This is a genomic window from Plastoroseomonas arctica (genome assembly GCF_018128965.1).
In the GTDB taxonomy this organism is placed as follows: Bacteria; Pseudomonadota; Alphaproteobacteria; order Acetobacterales; family Acetobacteraceae; genus Plastoroseomonas; species Plastoroseomonas arctica.
In genome coordinates, this window is record NZ_JAAEDH010000002.1 from 261,496 (window position 1) to 277,558 (window position 16,063).

Sequence of the window (16,063 nt, forward strand, 5' to 3'; positions counted from 1 at the left end):
CGCATGGACTTCATCGAGAACCGCACCTTCGACGAGCTGACGGTCGGCGAGACCGCCAGCCTCTCGCATCGCGTGACGCAGCGCGACATCGACCTCTTCGCGACCGTCACCGGCGACGTGAACCCGGCCCATGTCGACCCCGTCTACGCGGCGGGCGACATGTTCCACCACATCATCATCCACGGCATCTGGGGCGCGGGGCTGATCTCCGCCGTGCTCGGCACCAGGCTGCCGGGGCCGGGGACGATCTACCTCGGCCAGGCGCTGCGCTTCCGCCACCCCGTGGCGATCGGCGACACCATCACCGCGACACTCACCATCAGCGAGAAACGCGCCGAGAAGGGCGACGTGACGCTCGACTGCGTCTGCACGAACCAGGCGGGCAAGGTGGTGATCAGCGGCACTGCCGAGGCGCGGGCGCCGCGCGAAAAACTGCGCCTGCCGCGCGTGGCACTGCCGGAGATCCGAATCGGCCGGCATCCGGCGATGGTGGCCCTACTGCAGCGCGCGGCTGGCGGCGCACCGGTGTCGATGGGCATCGTCCATCCGGTGGACGCCGCGTCGCTCTCCGGTGCGCTGGCGGCGGCCGCGGCGGGGTTCATCCTGCCCGTGCTAATCGGCCCGGCGGCGGTGATCGCGGCGGTGGCGCAATCCATCGCCGCCGATATCGCGGGCCTGCGCGTGATCGACACGCCGGACGCCGCCGCATCCGCCTTGGCGGGGGTAACACTGGCCTGCGCCGGCGAGGTCGCCGCGCTGATGAAGGGCGACCTGCACACCGACGTGCTGATGCATGCGGTGGTGGCCACCGGCTGCGGCCTGCGCACCGCCCGGCAGATCAGCCATGTCTACGTGATGGACGTGCCCGAATTCCCCCGCCCGCTGCTGCTGACCGATGCCGCGATCAACATCACACCTGGCCTCGCGGCCAAGGCCGGGATCGTGCAGAACGCCATCGACCTCGCGCATGTGCTGGGCATCGCGCGGCCGCGCGTGGCGATCCTCGCCGCGGTCGAGGTGGTCAATGCGCGCATGCCGGCGACGCTCGACGCCGCCGCGTTGTGCAAGATGGCCGATCGCGGGCAGATCACCGGCGCCCTGCTCGACGGTCCGCTCGCGCTCGACAACGCGATCGACGCGGGTGCTGCGGCCGAAAAGCACATCGTCTCCGAGGTCGCCGGGCACGCCGATATCCTGGTGGTGCCCGACCTCGAGGCCGGCAACATGCTGGCCAAGCAGTTGACCTTCCTCTCGGGCGCGGCGGCCGCCGGGGTTGTGCTGGGTGCCAGCGTGCCGATCGTGCTGACCAGCCGCGCGGACAATGCGGCGACGCGCCTCGCCTCCTGCGCGCTCGCGGTGCTGATCGCGCGTGCGGCCGTCCCGGCGTGAGCGGCGCGATCCTCACGATCAATGCCGGGTCATCGAGCGTGAAGTTTGGTCTGTTCGGCGATGCGGGCGACGGCCCGGCCATGTTGCGCGGCGAGATCGAGACCGGTGACGAGGGCGGTGCGATGGGGATCTCACTCGATAACATTCTGGCGGATGTGGCGCGGCGCGCGCCAGAGCTGACCCTGCGGGCCGTGGGGCATCGCGTGGTGCATGGCGGCGCGGATCACATCGCACCGGAAGCCGTGACGCCGGCACTCCTGCGCGCGCTGCACACGCTCGCCCCGCTCGACCCGCTGCACATGCCGCGCAACCTCGCCCCCATCGCGGCGCTGGCGGCGCGCCACCCCGCGCTGCCGCAGGTCGCGTGCTTCGACACCGCCTTCCACCACACCCTGCCGCCGGTGGCGCAACGCTTCGGCCTGCCGCGCGCGATGACCGAGGCCGGGCTGCGCCGCTACGGCTTCCACGGCCTCTCCTACGAATACATCGCTCGGCAACTCGCGAAGGTGGCGCCCGGCCTGCGCCGCGTGGTCGTCGCGCATCTCGGCTCCGGTGCCAGCCTCTGCGCACTGCGCGACGGGCGCTCCATCGCAACCACGACCGGGTTCAGCGCGCTCGACGGGCTGCTGATGGCGACACGCTGCGGCAGCCTCGACCCCGGCGTGATCCTGCATCTCGGCCGAGCGGGGAAAACCTTCGCCGAGATCGAGGCGCTGCTCTACCACCAATGCGGCCTGCTCGGCGTGTCCGGCATCAGCGGCGACATCCGCGTGCTGATGGCCTCCGCCGCGCCGGAAGCGCGCGAGGCGATCGAGCTCTTCACCTACCGTATCGCACTCGACGTCGCGGGCATGGCGACGGCGCTCGGCGGCATCGACGGGCTGGTCTTCACGGCCGGGATCGGCGAGCACGCCGCACCGGTGCGCGCCGCGGTCTGCGAGCGCCTGGCCTGGCTTGGCCTCGGCCTCGATGCGGAAGCGAATGCAGCGGGGGCACCGATGGTCAGCAACGAGGCAAGCCGCGTCGCCATCCATGTCATCGCCACGGACGAGGAAGCGATGGTCGCGCAACACACGCGCGCGGTCATCGCCTGGAAGGATCCCCCATGACACTCAGCCCCAGCCTCGCCGGCAAGCGCGGCCTCATCATCGGCATCGCCAATGATGCGAGCATCGCCGCAGGGTGCGCACGCGCCTTCGCCGCCGCCGGCGCGGAGGTCGCCGCGACCTACCTCAACGACAAGGCGCTGCCGAATGTGCGCGCCGTGACCGAGCCGCTCGGCTGCTCGCAGTTGCTGCCCTGCGACGTGCGCGTGGCGGGCGAGCTGGAGGCGGTGTTCGCGAAGCTCACCGCCGAATGGGGCCGGCTCGACTTCCTGCTGCACGCCATCGCCTTCGCCCCGCACGAGGATCTGCATGGCCGCGTGGTGGATTGCTCCGCGGCCGGCTTCGCCATGGCCATGGACGTCTCGGTGCATTCCTTCCTGCGCATGGCACGCCTGGCGGAGCCCTTGATGGCCGCCGGCGGCTCCCTGCTCACCGTCACCTTCTATGGCTCCGAGCGCGTGGTCGCGCACTACAACCTGATGGGCCCGGTCAAGGCCGCGCTGGAGAGTGCCGTGCGTTATGTCGCCGCCGAACTTGGCGCCCAGGGCATCCGCGCCAATGCGATCTCTCCTGGCCCGATCCGCACGCGCGCCGCGAGCGGAATCGACCGGTTCGATGAGCTGCTGGCCACCGCCGCCGCCGCCGCGCCCGAGCACGAGCTGGTCGATATCGACGATGTCGGCGCGCTCGCCGCTTACCTGGTCAGCGACGCCGCGCGGCGGATCAGCGGCACCGTCATCCCGGTCGATTCCGGCCAGCACGTGATGGCCTGAGGCTAGGCGAGCACGACGTCCGCGACCGGCCGGCGCAGCGAATAGGGCAGCACCGGCCCGCGCCCGAAGCGCAGCACGATGTCCGGCCGTCGCCCGGGCAGACCCAGGATGCCGGCGAGCGCCGGGCGCAACGCCGCGACCTCGACCGGCTGGTTGATGAAGGCGCATCTCAGCCCGAGCGCCGTGGCCTGCAATGCGAAACGCTGGCAGGCCCGCCCGACGCGGACCCAGTGTTCGGGATCGGCGCGCGCGCCGACGAAGACCGCGACGCCGGCGGAGGAGCGGATCTGCCGCGCGTAGCTGTCGTTGTCCGACGCAGCACTGGTCAGGGTACGGAACAGCGTCGGCCCGAGCCAGGAGGGAAGCGCGGGGCGCCCGCTCGCCCCGCTGAACAGCCCGTCGCCATGCGCCATCGCCGCGCGCGGGTTGAACCGAAGCCAGTGGGTGAGCTCGTCCATGAAGGCGGGATCGCCGAGCTGGGCTGTGTTGCCGGCCACGACCAGGTCGCGCAGCTGGTCGATGCGCGGACGGTCGGTGAGCAGCACCAGGTCCACACCAGGCTCGGCCGCGGCGGCGGCGAGGGTGGCGAGATCGGCGCCGACGACGGTGCTGCCGTCGAACTCCGCCCGCGTGGATTGGCGCCGGGTGATGGCAGCGGCGAGCTCGTGCGCGGACACGGGCGCATCGCCGAAGCGGAAGGCGATGGAACCGCCCTCGGCTGGATCGAAGCGCACCTGGCCGGGCCGGCCGCTCGCCCCGGCCGCGAGTGCGAGGTTCTCCGCGGCGCAGCCGAGGCTCACGAAGAGATGGTGGTCGTCGGGGTCGACCACCGCTGTGCGCCGCGTGAGGTCGGGCAGCATGTCGACGCCATCCGCGCGCAGCCGGAATCGCCAGGGCTGCGTGTTGTGCCCGTTGGGTGCGAGCGTCGCGTGCCGGACCAGGTCCGCCATGCCGGATGGCACCGGAAGCGGCGCACGCAGTGATGCGGCGTCGCGTTCGTATGCGTCCATGCCGCCCATCGCGCGCGCGGTGAACGCCGCGGCGCCAAGTGCCACGACACCGCCGGCGCCGGCCAGGGCCAAGCGGCGCTTCATGCCACGGGGACGATCGCGATTGGCTTGGCCATGGCGTGTGCTCCTGCTCGTTGGCCGTAGGCTAGGCGCCGCGGCGTATCGCCGAACAGGTTCGGAAACTACCGAGGCGCTGCCGGCAGCGTCGGGTAGTCCGTATAGCCATGCGCGCCGCCACCGTAGAAGGTCGATTGCGGCATCAGCGGGTTCAGCGGCGCGTCGGCGCGCCATCGCGCGACCAAATCAGGGTTGGCGATGAACAGGCGGCCAAAGGAAACGAAATCGGCCGCGCCATCGGCAACCATTCGCATCGCCATCGCGCGGTCATAGCCGTTGTTCGCCATCCAGGCGCCGTCGAAGCGCGCACGCAGCGCGGCATAGTCGAAGGCGATGCTGTCGCGCGCGCCGCCTGTCTCACCTTCGACGACGTGAAGGTAGACGAGGCCGAAGGCGTTGAGACCCGTGACGACATGGTCGAACAGCGCCTGCGGGTCGGAATCATGCGAGTCACCCGCGGTGGAGACCGGCGACAACCGCACGCCGAGCCGCCAGGCGCCAATGGCATCCGCACAAGCCTTGGTGACCTCCATCAGCAGCCGCGCCCGGTTCTCGATCGACCCGCCATAGACGTCGTCGCGGTGGTTGGTGCCGTCGCGCAGGAAGGCGTCGAGCAGGTAGCCATGCGCGCCGTGCAGCTCCACGCCATCGAAGCCGGCCTCGATGGCGCAGCAGGCGGCGTGGCGGAAATCCTCGACGATGCCGGGCAGTTCGGAAAGCCTGAGCGCGCGCGGCATCGAGACATCGACGAAGCCTTCGCCGGCGATGAAGGTCTTGGTCTTGGCGCGGATCGCGGAAGGCCCGACCGGTGCGCCGCCATCGGCCTGGAAGCTGGTGTGGGAGACGCGGCCGGTGTGCCAGAGCTGGACGAAGATGCGCCCGCCCTTCGTGTGCACGGCGTCCGTCACCTGGCGCCAGCCGCGGATCTGGTCGGCGGTGTAGCAGCCCGGCGTGTCGGCATAGCCCTGCGCCTGGGCGCTGACCTGGGTCGCCTCGGCGATGATCAGCCCGGCCGTCGCGCGCTGCGCATAGTACTCCGCCGCGAACGGCCCCGGCACCAGGCCGGGCCCGGCGCGGTTGCGTGTGAGCGGTGCCATGACGATCCGGTTGGCGAGACGCAGCGCGCCGAGTGGCACCGGCTCGAACAGGGCGTCGGCGGAACGGGCTTCGACGGCGCGCGTCATGGGCAATCATCCTCGGAAGTGGGCTGTGCGGAACCCTTCCCTCCTGCGCGCGCCGGTCGTCTTCCGGAAGCCTCGGGAAACACGCAGGGCGCGTCGCCCTCAGCCGGTCCCGGACTCGGCCGCGAGCGCCAGGCGCGCCAAGGCGGGGAGCGATTTCGCGCCGGTGCGGCGCATGATCTCGGCGCGGTGCGTCTCGACGGTGCGCTGGCTGATGCCGAGATCGGCGGCGATGTTCTTGCTCGGATCGCCGGCCAGCACGCGGGTCATCACCTCGCGCTGGCGCAGCGTCAGGCTCGTCATGCTGTCGGCCGCCTCCTGACGCCAGGCGACCAGCTTGCCGACATCGCGCGACTGCGCCATGGCGCGGTCGATCGCGGCGCGAAGGGTCGCCGCGCGCACCGGCTTCTCGATGAAGTCGGACGCGCCCGCCCGCATCGCCTGCACCGCCGCCCCCACATCGCTCAGGCCCGTGACCATGATGGCGGGCAGAGGGTCGCCCTGTTCGCGCAGCCGGGCCAGCAGGTCGAAGCCGCTCATCCCCGGCAGCCGCGCGTCCACCAGCAGGCAGGTCTCGCCGCCGGCCCGGTAGGCATCGAGGAAGGCTTCGGCGCTGGCGTGCCCGATCACCGCGCGGCCCTCGCTTTGCAGCACATCGAGCAGGACCGCCCGCGCCTGCGCGTCATCCTCGACCACATGGATGGTGGTCGTCCCGCCCGGCGCCGTCGCCGGCGGCGCGAGCGTTTCCGCCAGCAGGCGCTGCATGAGCGCGGCGAGGTCGGCGGCGCGCACCGGCTTGTGCAGGCGCTGGCAATGGCGCGCGGCGATGTCGCGCAGCGTCTCGGTCGAGATGTCGCCGGTGAGGATGACCACCGGCACGGCAAGACCCAGCCGCTCGCGCAGCAGGTCGCCCAGGCGCAGCCCGTTCATGCCCTTGGGCAGGTTGAAATCCGCCAGGATGATCTCGGGACGGATGGCGCCGCGCGCGACCAGCGCCAGCGCCGCCTCGCCATCCGCGGCGGCGATCGCGCAATGTCCCTCCGCAGTCAGCACGCGCACCAGCAGGTCGCGCACGTCGGGATCATCCTCGATGACCAGGATCGCGCCGGCACGGTGAGTGCTGGCGGCGGGCGTCGCCCGCGCCGCGTCGGCGTTGCACGGCGGGCCGAGCGGCACCGTGATCGAGAAGACCGAACCCTGGTGAGGCTGCGAACGCACCGACACCCCATGCCCGAGCAGCCCCGCCAGGCGCTGGACGATCGACAGCCCAAGCCCCAGCCCGCCCTCGCGCTCGCGCGCCGCGTTGTCGAGCTGGTGGTACTCTTCGAAGATGGCCGTGGTGTCCGCCTCCGCGATGCCGATGCCGGTGTCCCAGACTTCGATGCGCAGCATGGCCCCCTGCCGCCGGCAGCCGACCAGGATGCGCCCCTCGCGGGTGTATTTCAGTGCGTTCGAAAACAGGTTGCGCAGCATCTGTTCCAGCAGCCGGGGATCGCTGCGGATGGCGCCGCCGCAGGGCATCACCCGCAGATCGAGCCCCTTGCCGGCCGCGAGATAGCCGAACTCCTCATGCAGGCGCGCCAGCAGCGGACCGACCGGGAAATTCGCCAGCTCCGCCTTGAGCGTGCCGGTCTCGATCTGGTTGATGTCGAGCAGCGTGTCCAGCATGCCCGACATCGCGGCCAGCGTCGGCTCCTGCATCGCCACCAGCTTGCGGGCCTCCTCCCCCTCGACGAGTTTTTCCAACAGGTCGCGCAGCAGCGTCAGCGTCTGCAAGGGTTGGCGCAGGTCATGGCTGGCGGCGGAGAGGAAGCGGGACTTGGCCGCGCTGGCCTGCTCCGCGCGATGCATGGCCTCGCGCAGCGCCGCCTTGGTCTCAAGCCGCGCGGTGATGTCGACGAAGGTGATGACGACGCCGGCGACCGCGCCATCGCGTGTCCGGTACGGCATGACGCGGCGGCTGAACCAGGCGCCCTCGGCGGTCGCGATATCCTGCAGGCGTGGCGCGGCGCCGGCCAGCACCGTGGCCGCATCCGCGAGCAGCGTCGGATCCGCGGCGAGCGAGCGCAGGTCGGCGAGCGGCCGCCCGACATCCCCGGGCAGCACCGAGAACACCGCCCGCGTCACCGGCGTGAAGAAGCGGATGCGCAGCTGCGGGTCGAGGAAGATGGTCGCCTCGTCGGTGCTGTAGAGCACGTTCTGCAGGTCGTCCGAGGTGGTGCGCGCGTGCTCCAGCGTTTCCTGCAGCTGGCCGTTCAGCACGGTCAGGTCCTCGTTCAGCGATTGCAGCTCCTCCTTCGAGGTGAGCAGTTCCTCGTTGGTGGACTGGTATTCCTCGTTGACCGAGAGCGCCTCCTCGTTGACCGCACGCTGTTCCTCGGCCGCGCGTTCGAGGTCCTGGAGGGAGGCGTGCAGCTCGGCACGCGTGGTCTCGAGCTCACGTTCGAGACTGGCGATGCGGGGGCGGTCCCCGGCATTCGACGGGCGCGCGGGCGCGGCGGCGGCAGCGGGTGCCTCGATGAAGCAGACGAGGAGCAGCGCCTCGCCCTCCTCGGTCACCTGGCGCACCTCCAGATGCGGAACGCCCTCGACATCGCGCGTGAGCACGTGTCCGGATGCGCGGGATGCGGCCAGCGCGCGGCGAAGCCGCGCGCGCAAGGCCGGCCGTGCCACGGCGAGGATATCCTGCGTGGCCGCACCCGCCGCGTGCAGCAGGTAGCGGTCGGTGGGACCAAGCGAGTGCAGGCAGCGGTCCTGTGCATCCACCAGCACCGCGGCGGGCGCGTGATGCAGCTCCACCAGGCGGCGGCACAGCTCGGCCAGCCGTGCCGGGCGTGCAGGCAGGATGGCGCGCGACGCCGGGATCGCCGCCGTGATGGCGGCAGCCGCGAACGGAGTTTCGGTATCGCGACGCCGCCAGATGCGTTCGGACTTCGCGACCACGGAGAACGCCGCCTCGGCTGGTCCCAGGGTCTCCGACGCGCCAAGCAGCAGCACGCCGCCGGGGCGCAGGGCGCAGCGGAACATCGCCGCTACCTGCGCCTGCGCTTGCGGCTTCAGATAGATGAGCAGGTTGCGGCAGGAAATGAAGTCCAGCCGGGAGAAGGGCGGGTCGGCGAGGATGTCCTGCACGGTGAAGACGACCAGGGCGCGGAGTTCCGACTTCACCTGCCAGCCCTCGCCTTCGCGCGTGAAGAAGCGCCCGAGCCGCGCGGCGGAGACCGCAGACTCGATGCCGGCGGGGTAGTGCGCGTGGCGCGCCGTCGCGACCGCCTCGGCGTCCTTGTCGGAGGCGAAGATCTGCAACCGGATGGCGTCGCCCCGGGCGACCAGGGCTTCCTGGAACAGCATCGCCAGGGACCAGGTCTCCTCGCCGGTGCTGCAGCCGGCGACCCAGATGCGCACCGGGCGGCCTTCGGGGTGGGCGGCGAGGATGCCCGGAATGACCCGCTCGGCGAGCAGGGCGAAGACCTCCGGATCGCGGAAGAAGCCGGTCACGTGGATCAGCAGGTCCTTGGCCAGCTGGGTCGCTTCCGTCGCGTCCACCTTCAGCAGGGCCAGGTATCCTGCAAGCCCCGCGGTCCCGGTCATGCCGACGCGTCGCTCGATGCGCCGGCGCAGCGTGCCGGGCTTGTAGAGGCTGAAATCCGTCGCGGTGGTGTTGCGCAGCAGCGTCACGATCCCGGCCAGATCATGGTCGCCGGCCTGCCGGGGCTCGCGCGCGCGATGCAGAAGTGCGGCCGGCATCGCGGCGGCCGGCAGGATGAGGTCGACGGCGCCGGCCGCGATGGCAGCGCTCGGCATGCCCTCGAACCCCGCTTCGGCCGGCAGCTGGGCGATGACGAAGCCGCCGGCCGCGCGCAGGGCAAGCGCGCCCTGCGTGCCGTCCTGACCGGTGCCGGAGAGCACGACGGCCATGGCGCGCGCCGGGTCGCGGCCCGACGCGAGCGATTGCAACAGCCGATCGAAGGGGAGCCGCGCGCCGTGCGGTTCGTCCGGCGTCGAGACCACGAGGCGTCCGGCCTGGACCGTCAGCGCGGTGCCCGGCGCTATGACGTAGAGGTGCTCCGCTGTCATGAGCGTGCCGTCGATGGCCGGCATCACCACGAGCTTCGTGTGCGTCGCAAGAAGCGCGACCAGCTGGCTGTCATGGTGCGGGTCGAGATGCTGCACGAGGATGAACGCGAAGCCGGCAGGATCGGGCAGCCTGGCGAGGAACAGGCGGCACGCCTCCAGCCCGCCGGCGGACGCACCGATGGCGATGATCGGCATGGCGCCGGATGCAGCATGGTTCGGAAGCGGGACTACAACCTCCTGCATCCGCTGCTCCAATGCGCGGCGGTGTCGCACTAGCATGTCGCGGCTTCGCTTGCCGCGTCATCGGCATCCCAATGTCGTGTGGCCAGCGAAGCGCAGCCGCGGCCGCATTTCACACCGATGTGACGACGATCCGAGTTTACGCGCTTCCCTTGGGCGGCGGAGACCCATTATCTCGAAAATCATCCTTAACCCGAAAACAAAAACGGATGTTCGGGCCGGGGCGGCCGAGGCCGCTCGGTTTGCGTCCGGCACGCGTTGTGCAAGCAGGAGAACCAGATGGATTCGGCGAATGTGAGCACGGCGTCCAATCGTGAGATTTATCTCCGCATACAAGAAGCCAGCAGCAATCTGTCCTCGCTGCTCTCGGAGTTGTACCGGGATCGCGGTGGCCCGAAGCCAGCCTCTGCCATGCCAGCAGGCGGGATTGCGGCGCCCGAGCCGGATGCCTTGAAGCTGCTGCTCCGCCTGCGCGCGCGCCGACGCAATTCGTCGGTCGGCAGCTTCCTCGAATGGCCGGCCTGGGACATGCTGCTCGACCTCGCGACCGTCACCGCGGAGGGCAAGCACGTCTCCGTCTCGGCGATCTGCATCTCCTCCGGTGCGCCGCAGAGCACCGCGCTGCGCAAGCTCGCCGCGCTGGAGGCCGCCGGGCTCGTGCGCCGCTACCTGCACGGCCATGATCGCCGGCGCGTCTGCCTCGCCCTGACCGAAAAGGGCAGCGGGCTGGTGAACGAACTGGTGGCCGAGGACCTGCATTTCTTCTCGGCCCTGACGCAGGGGCAGCGACGTCTCGCCCCCTGACTGTCCTCGCCAAGCGCCCCGGGCTTCGGCTAAAGCGGCGCTTCAGGGGGGCGCTTGCGCATGACCGATCTCGCCGTGGAACTGAAGGTGCTCGATCCGCGCCTGCATGGCTGGGGCCTGCCGCGCTATCAATCCGCCATGGCCGCCGCGATCGACCTGCACGCCTGCATCGACGCGCCGCTCACCATTGCCGCGGGCGCCGCGCCGACGCTGATCTCCACCGGCATCGCCGTGCACATGGCCGAGCCCGGGATGGCGGCGCTGGTGCTGCCGCGCTCGGGGCTCGGCCATCGCAAGGGGCTGGTGCTGGGCAATCTCGTGGGGCTGATCGACCCGGACTATACCGGCCCGGTCATGGTCAGCGCCTGGAACCGCGGTGCGCCGGGCTCGGAGCCGGTCATTCTCGAACCCGGCGAGCGTTTCGCGCAGATGGTGTTCGTGCCGATCCTGCGGCCACGCTTCGCGGTGGTGGAGGAGTTCTCCCTGCCGACCGAACGCGGCGCGGGCGGCTTCGGCTCCACCGGCACGACCTAACCACCCGCTCGGCGGAGGCGAAGCCGCACCATGCACCGCGATGCCCAGGGCCTGCCGCTCACCACCGCCTCCGCCGCGGCGGCGGGCGCCTATGACCATGCGGTGGAGGGCTACCTCCGCTACGCGGCCGATGCCGGGACGCGGATCAAGCCCTTGCTGGAGGCCGACCCCGCGGCACCGATGGCGCAGGTGCTGGCCGGCAGTTTCGCCATGCTCGCCTTCCGTGCCGATGCCGTCCCAGGCGCCGCGGCCGCCGCCGCTCGCGCCGCGGCGCTGCCAGGCACCGCGCGCGAGCAGGCCCATGCCGCGGCGCTGACCGCCTGGGCGGGCGGCGCGCCGGAGCAGGCGCTCGCCCGCTGGGAGGCGATCCTGGCCACTCATCCGCAGGATATCCTGGCCTTCCGTCTTCACCATTTCGTCGCCTTCTGGAGCGGCGCCGGCGCGCGGATGCTGGCGAATGCCGAACAGGTGCTGCCACGCATCGACCCGGCCATGCCCGGCGCCGCCCTGCTGCTCGGCTGCCGCGCCTTCGCCCATGAGGAAGCCGGCCTCTACACCACGGCCGAGGAATACGGCCGCGCGGCGATCGACGCGTCGCCCGGCGACCTCTGGGCGGCCCATGCCGTCGCGCATGTCTTCGAGATGCAGGGCAGGCGGGCCGAGGGCACCGCATGGATCGTGCGCCTGCAGCCGCACTGGGCGGCCGGCAACAACCTCAAGCACCATCTGTGGTGGCATGAGGCGCTCTACGCGCTGGAGCAGGGCGACCATGGGCGCGTGCTCGCGCTCTACGACACGGGCTTCCGCGACCTGGCGAGCCCGCTGACGGCGGCCCTGCCGGATCTCTACATCGACGTGCAGAATGCGTGCTCCATGCTGTTCCGCCTGCAGCTGCGCGGCGTTGACGCCGGCGCCCGGTGGGAGGAGCTGGCCGACCGCGCCGAGGCGCGCATCGGCGACACCGCCTCCGCCTTCACCCTGCCGCACTGGATGATGGCGCTCGCCGGCGCCGGCCGCTTCGCCGCCGCAGAACGGATGCTGGATGCGCTGCGCGATGCCGCCGCCGCCACGCCGCACGGTCCGGGCGTGACGCTGCGCGAGGCCGCGCTGCCGGCCTGCGCCGCGGTGCTGCACCGCGCGCGCGGCGCGCATGCTGCCGCGGTCGAGGCGCTGCGCCCCGCGCTCGGCGCCCTGCCGAGACTGGGCGGCAGCCACGCGCAGCAGGATGTCCTGGCCCAGCTCTTCCTGGACAGCGCGATTCGCGCCGGCCGCCGCCCGGACGCGGTGCTGCTGCTGGAACGCGCCGCCGCGCGCCACCCGCTGCCGCTGGCGCGCCGCGCCGCCTATGCCGAGGCCGCTGCCGCGCTTGGCTTCTAGGCCGGTCCCTCTCCCGATCCCCTGCCGCCCGTGTTACGCCCCCAGGATGATCCGCGCGCCCGCAACCGCACCCAAGGATAAAAATAAAAGAAGAGGGTCCGGGAGAATTCTTTCTCCCGGCGCTTTCTGATGTCCTTCCTCTCGCTGGATGCCATCAACAAATCCTTCGCCGGCGTCCCGGTCATGCGCGACGCGACGCTCGCCGTGCGCGAGGGCGAGTTCATGGCGGTGCTCGGGCCTTCGGGCTGTGGCAAATCCACCCTGCTCCAGATCGCCGCCGGGCTGCTGCCGCCGAGCGCGGGCACCGTCCGCATCGCCGGCCGGGCCATCACCGCGCCGCCGCCCGAGGCGGTCTATGTCTTCCAGCAATACACCCGCTCCCTACTGCCCTGGCGCAGCGTGCGCGACAACGTCGCCTTCGCCACGGAGCACCGGCTGGGCAAGCGCCGCGCCCGCGCCATCGCCGAGGAGACGCTCGCCCAGGTCGGCCTCTCGGGCTTCGGCGACCACTTTCCCTGGCAGCTCTCGGGCGGCATGCAGCAGCGCGTCGCCATCGCCCGGGCCCTGGCCGCCGAACCCGCCATCCTGCTGCTCGACGAGCCGTTCAGCGCGGTCGATGCGCTCACCCGGCTCGACCTGCACGCGCTGTTCCTCGACATCTGGAGCCGGCGCAAGCTCACCGTGATGCTGGTCACGCATGACGTGGAGGAGGCGATCTACCTTGCCGACCGGATCGCCCTGCTGACCTATCGCCCGTCGAGCATTTCCGAGATCTTCGAGGTCGGCCTGCCGCGCCCGCGCGACCCGATCACCACCCGCGCGCTGCCCCAATTCCTGGAGCTGCGCCAGACGCTGCTGCAGAAGCTCCTCGCGCGCCCCGATGCGTAGCGCCCTGCGTTGGCTCCCGGGCATCGCGCTGCTGGTTTTGCTGGTCGCGGGGCTCGAATGGGCGGTGAATGCCGGGATGATCCGCCGCGCGCTGATGCCGCCGCCCAGCGCGATCGGTGATGCGCTTTGGGACCTGCTCGCCAGCGGGGACTTCGTCGAACCCTTGTTCGCGACGCTGCGCCTTGTCTTCGCGGGGTTCGCCATCGGCAGCGCGCTCGGCATCGCGGCGGGCGTCGCGATGGGCTGGTGGCCCGCGGCCTACCGGCTGCTCGAACCCTTGGTGGAGTTGCTGCGCCCCATCCCCAAGGCGGCGCTGGTTCCCGCCCTGATGCTGTTCCTGGGCATTGGCGAGGCGATGAAGATCACCTCGGTCGCGCTCGCGGTGTTCTTCCCCGTACTGATCAACACGCTGCAGGGCGTGCGGGGGGTGGACCGGGTGATCCTCGACGGTGCGCGCACGCATGGCTGGGGCACGGCGCATGTGCTGCGGCACCTGGTGCTGCCCGCGGCGCTGCCCTTCATCCTGGCTGGCATGCGCGTCGCGCTCGGCCTCGCGCTCGTGCTCGCGGTCCTGTCGGAGATGCTGTCCGGCCAGGGGGGCCTGGGCTTCCTCATCCTCGACATGCAGCGCAGCTTCCAGGTGCGGCTGATGTATGCGTGGCTGGTCATTCTGGCGGTGGTCGGGCTGGCGCTGAACACGCTATTCCTCATCGCAGAACGCCGCGCGCTGCACTGGCAGCCCGCCAACCGCCCGTAGAGGAGGATTTTCGTGAGCATCACCCGCCGCATCGCACTGGGCGCCACCGCCGGACTTGCCGCCCCCGCCCTGCTTGCTCAGGCGCCGACGCGGCTGCGCGTCAGCGTCATTCCCGTGCTCGACGTGGCCCCGCTGCACGCCGCCATTCGCGAGGGGTATTTCACCGCCGAGGGGATCGAGATCGACACCTCGACGACGGCGGGTGGTGCCACCGGCCTGCCGGGCCTGGTCGCGGGGCAGTTCCGCGTGGTGTTCTCCAACTGCGTCTCCATCATGCTCGGCATCCGCGAGGGGCTGGAGTTCCGCTTCATCAGCGGCGCCGCCGGCTCCGGCCCGGTGCCGCCCGATTCGATGGCCGTGCTCGCGCGCAAGGGCTCCGGCATCGCCTCGGGGCGCGACCTCGAGGGCAAGCGCATGGCGTCGAACACGCGCAACAACATCGTCTGGCTGCGCGGCATCGCCTGGGTGGACAAGACCGGCGGCGACTGGCGCCGGGTGACCACGGTGGAGGTGCCCTTCCCGCAGATGGCCGACGCGCTCGCGAACGGCCAGGTCGACGCCGCGGTCTTCTCCGAGCCTTTCGTCGCCGCGGCGCTGCAGACCCATGGCGACCGGCTGGAGCGCATCGGCTGGCCGATCAACGAGACCGCGCCGGGGTCCACCATCGCGCAATACGTCGCCATGGCCGACGACCTCGCCCGCAACCCCGAGGTGTTCGACCGCTTCGCGCGTGCGCTGCATCGCGGGGCGGATTGGGTGAATGAACGGCGCGGCGACAATGCGCTGCTGGAACTGATCGCCGGCTTCTCCCGCGTCCCGATCGAGCGGCTGCGCCAGGCCGCCTTCACCACCTACCCCAAGGGCGTGAGTGCCGCCGAGCTCACCGAGGTCATCACCACGATGACGCGCTTCGGCCTGGGCGGCCGCTATCCCGCGCCGGCGACGCTGATCCACAGGACGGCGGCGGTGTGACAAGCCGCCTGCGCAACGCGAGCGGCTTCGCACTCGTCCTCGCCCTGCTGCTGCTGTGGGAGGTCTCGGCCCGGTTAGGCTGGGTCGCGAGCCCGAACTGGCCGCCATTCACCGCGGTGGTCGCCGCACTCGCGCGCGACGTCATGACCGGCGAGATCCCGCTACTGGTCGGCGGCACGCTCTGGCGCATGGCGGCAGGGCTGTTCGCGGGCGGCGTGGCGGGCGTGGTGCTGGGCCTTGCCTTCGCGCTGCTGCCCTTCGTCGCGCGGCTCTTCGCGCCCATCGTCGAGCTCCTGCGGCCGATCCCGGTGCCGGCGGTGATCCCGCCGCTGGTGCTGTTCCTGGGCCTCGACGACACCATGAAGGTGACGGTCGTCGCACTCACCGTGTTCTTCCCGGTGCTGACCAACACCGTGCAGGGCGTGCGCGCGGTCGAGGCGGATGCGCTGGCCATGGGCCGCACCTTCGGCATCGGCGCGCTGCGGCGGGCGCTGTTCATCGTGCTCCCGGCCAGCCTGCCCTACATCCTCGCGGGATTCCGCATCGCACTCGCGCTGGCGCTGGTCGTCGCCGTGGTGGCGGAGATGATCGCCGGCGAGCAGGGCGTCGGCCACTACCTGGTCATGATGCAGTTCGCCGGGCGGGCGGAGGAGATCTACGCCACCGTGCTGCTGCTCGGCATGCTCGGCTATGCGCTGAACCGCGGCTTCCTGCTGGCCGAGCGGCGGATGATCCATTGGTGGTTCGCACTGGGGCGGCAGAGCGACGCCTGACCAGCGGCCCATAAGCGGCAAGGCGCGGCGCCGGTTGTGCGGCGCAGGCACGCACGCGCAGCGCG

General features: G+C 71.2%; 13 protein-coding genes. 10 read left to right on the top strand and 3 right to left on the bottom strand.

The window, feature by feature from the left end:
* The first annotated feature begins 3 nt into the window (after positions 1–3).
* The 3 genes from GXW79_RS03485 to fabI are packed head-to-tail and all read left to right on the top strand — an operon-like array spanning position 4 to position 3,268.
* Entirely contained in the window at positions 4–1,389 is a 1,386-nt protein-coding gene (locus tag GXW79_RS03485) for a bifunctional enoyl-CoA hydratase/phosphate acetyltransferase (RefSeq protein WP_246503665.1), read from the top strand.
* Entirely contained in the window at positions 1,386–2,498 is a 1,113-nt protein-coding gene (locus tag GXW79_RS03490; protein WP_367614788.1) for an acetate/propionate family kinase, read from the top strand. The genes GXW79_RS03485 and GXW79_RS03490 overlap by 4 nt, the downstream gene beginning before the upstream one ends.
* On the top strand, positions 2,495–3,268 hold the full coding sequence (fabI, locus tag GXW79_RS03495) for an enoyl-ACP reductase FabI (protein ID WP_211872910.1): 774 nt from the start codon (positions 2,495–2,497) through the stop codon (positions 3,266–3,268). The genes GXW79_RS03490 and fabI overlap by 4 nt, the downstream gene beginning before the upstream one ends.
* A 2-nt stretch (positions 3,269–3,270) precedes the next feature.
* Here fabI and GXW79_RS03500 read toward each other — a convergent pair whose 3' ends face one another.
* From GXW79_RS03500 to GXW79_RS03510, 3 genes are all read right to left on the bottom strand, one after another.
* Positions 3,271–4,362: an Acg family FMN-binding oxidoreductase gene (locus tag GXW79_RS03500; protein WP_211872912.1), complete on the bottom strand. Its 1,092-nt coding sequence runs from the start codon at positions 4,360–4,362 to the stop codon at positions 3,271–3,273.
* A gap of 98 nt (positions 4,363–4,460) precedes the next feature.
* A complete protein-coding gene (locus GXW79_RS03505; protein WP_211872914.1) occupies positions 4,461–5,579 on the bottom strand; it encodes an alkene reductase in 1,119 nt (372 codons plus the stop codon).
* Positions 5,580–5,678: 99 nt separating this feature from the next.
* Positions 5,679–9,848 carry a CheR family methyltransferase gene (locus GXW79_RS03510; protein WP_211872916.1) on the bottom strand — a complete coding sequence of 1,390 codons (4,170 nt, stop codon included), beginning with the start codon at positions 9,846–9,848 and terminating at the stop codon, positions 5,679–5,681.
* Positions 9,849–10,343: 495 nt separating this feature from the next.
* Here GXW79_RS03510 and GXW79_RS03515 point away from each other — a divergent pair, with 495 nt between their 5' ends.
* The 7 genes from GXW79_RS03515 to GXW79_RS03545 all read left to right on the top strand — a co-directional run bounded on the left by GXW79_RS03515 (position 10,344) and on the right by GXW79_RS03545 (position 15,998).
* Positions 10,344–10,697: a winged helix DNA-binding protein gene (locus GXW79_RS03515; RefSeq protein WP_211872918.1), complete on the top strand. Its 354-nt coding sequence runs from the start codon at positions 10,344–10,346 to the stop codon at positions 10,695–10,697.
* A 60-nt stretch (positions 10,698–10,757) separates the two neighbouring features.
* Positions 10,758–11,231 carry a dUTP diphosphatase gene (dut, locus tag GXW79_RS03520; RefSeq protein ID WP_211872919.1) on the top strand — a complete coding sequence of 158 codons (474 nt, stop codon included), beginning with the start codon at positions 10,758–10,760 and terminating at the stop codon, positions 11,229–11,231.
* A 30-nt stretch (positions 11,232–11,261) separates the two neighbouring features.
* Positions 11,262–12,608 carry a hypothetical protein gene (locus GXW79_RS03525; RefSeq protein WP_211872920.1) on the top strand — a complete coding sequence of 449 codons (1,347 nt, stop codon included), beginning with the start codon at positions 11,262–11,264 and terminating at the stop codon, positions 12,606–12,608.
* Between the two features lie 129 nt (positions 12,609–12,737).
* A complete protein-coding gene (locus GXW79_RS03530; RefSeq protein ID WP_211872921.1) occupies positions 12,738–13,496 on the top strand; it encodes an ABC transporter ATP-binding protein in 759 nt (252 codons plus the stop codon).
* Positions 13,489–14,253, top strand: a complete 765-nt coding sequence (locus tag GXW79_RS03535; RefSeq protein ID WP_211872923.1) for an ABC transporter permease — start codon at positions 13,489–13,491, stop codon at positions 14,251–14,253. The genes GXW79_RS03530 and GXW79_RS03535 overlap by 8 nt, the downstream gene beginning before the upstream one ends.
* A gap of 12 nt (positions 14,254–14,265) precedes the next feature.
* Positions 14,266–15,225 carry an ABC transporter substrate-binding protein gene (locus tag GXW79_RS03540; protein WP_211872925.1) on the top strand — a complete coding sequence of 320 codons (960 nt, stop codon included), beginning with the start codon at positions 14,266–14,268 and terminating at the stop codon, positions 15,223–15,225.
* Positions 15,222–15,998: an ABC transporter permease gene (locus GXW79_RS03545; protein WP_211872927.1), complete on the top strand. Its 777-nt coding sequence runs from the start codon at positions 15,222–15,224 to the stop codon at positions 15,996–15,998. Before GXW79_RS03540 ends, GXW79_RS03545 begins: the two co-directional genes overlap by 4 nt.
* The last annotated feature ends 65 nt before the right edge of the window (positions 15,999–16,063 follow it).

Bases quoted from the DNA above. Each gene is read 5' to 3' on its own strand.
- GXW79_RS03485 (WP_246503665.1), top strand. From the start codon at position 4: ATGGACTTCATCGAGAACCGCACCTTCGACGAGCTGACGGTCGGCGAG.
- fabI (WP_211872910.1), top strand. From the start codon at position 2,495: ATGACACTCAGCCCCAGCCTCGCCGGCAAGCGCGGCCTCATCATCGGC.
- GXW79_RS03530 (WP_211872921.1), top strand. From the start codon at position 12,738: ATGTCCTTCCTCTCGCTGGATGCCATCAACAAATCCTTCGCCGGCGTC.
- GXW79_RS03510 (WP_211872916.1), bottom strand. From the start codon at position 9,848: ATGCCGATCATCGCCATCGGTGCGTCCGCCGGCGGGCTGGAGGCGTGC.
- GXW79_RS03505 (WP_211872914.1), bottom strand. From the start codon at position 5,579: ATGACGCGCGCCGTCGAAGCCCGTTCCGCCGACGCCCTGTTCGAGCCG.
- GXW79_RS03535 (WP_211872923.1), top strand. From the start codon at position 13,489: ATGCGTAGCGCCCTGCGTTGGCTCCCGGGCATCGCGCTGCTGGTTTTG.
- GXW79_RS03525 (WP_211872920.1), top strand. From the start codon at position 11,262: ATGCACCGCGATGCCCAGGGCCTGCCGCTCACCACCGCCTCCGCCGCG.
- GXW79_RS03500 (WP_211872912.1), bottom strand. From the start codon at position 4,362: ATGAAGCGCCGCTTGGCCCTGGCCGGCGCCGGCGGTGTCGTGGCACTT.
- dut (WP_211872919.1), top strand. From the start codon at position 10,758: ATGACCGATCTCGCCGTGGAACTGAAGGTGCTCGATCCGCGCCTGCAT.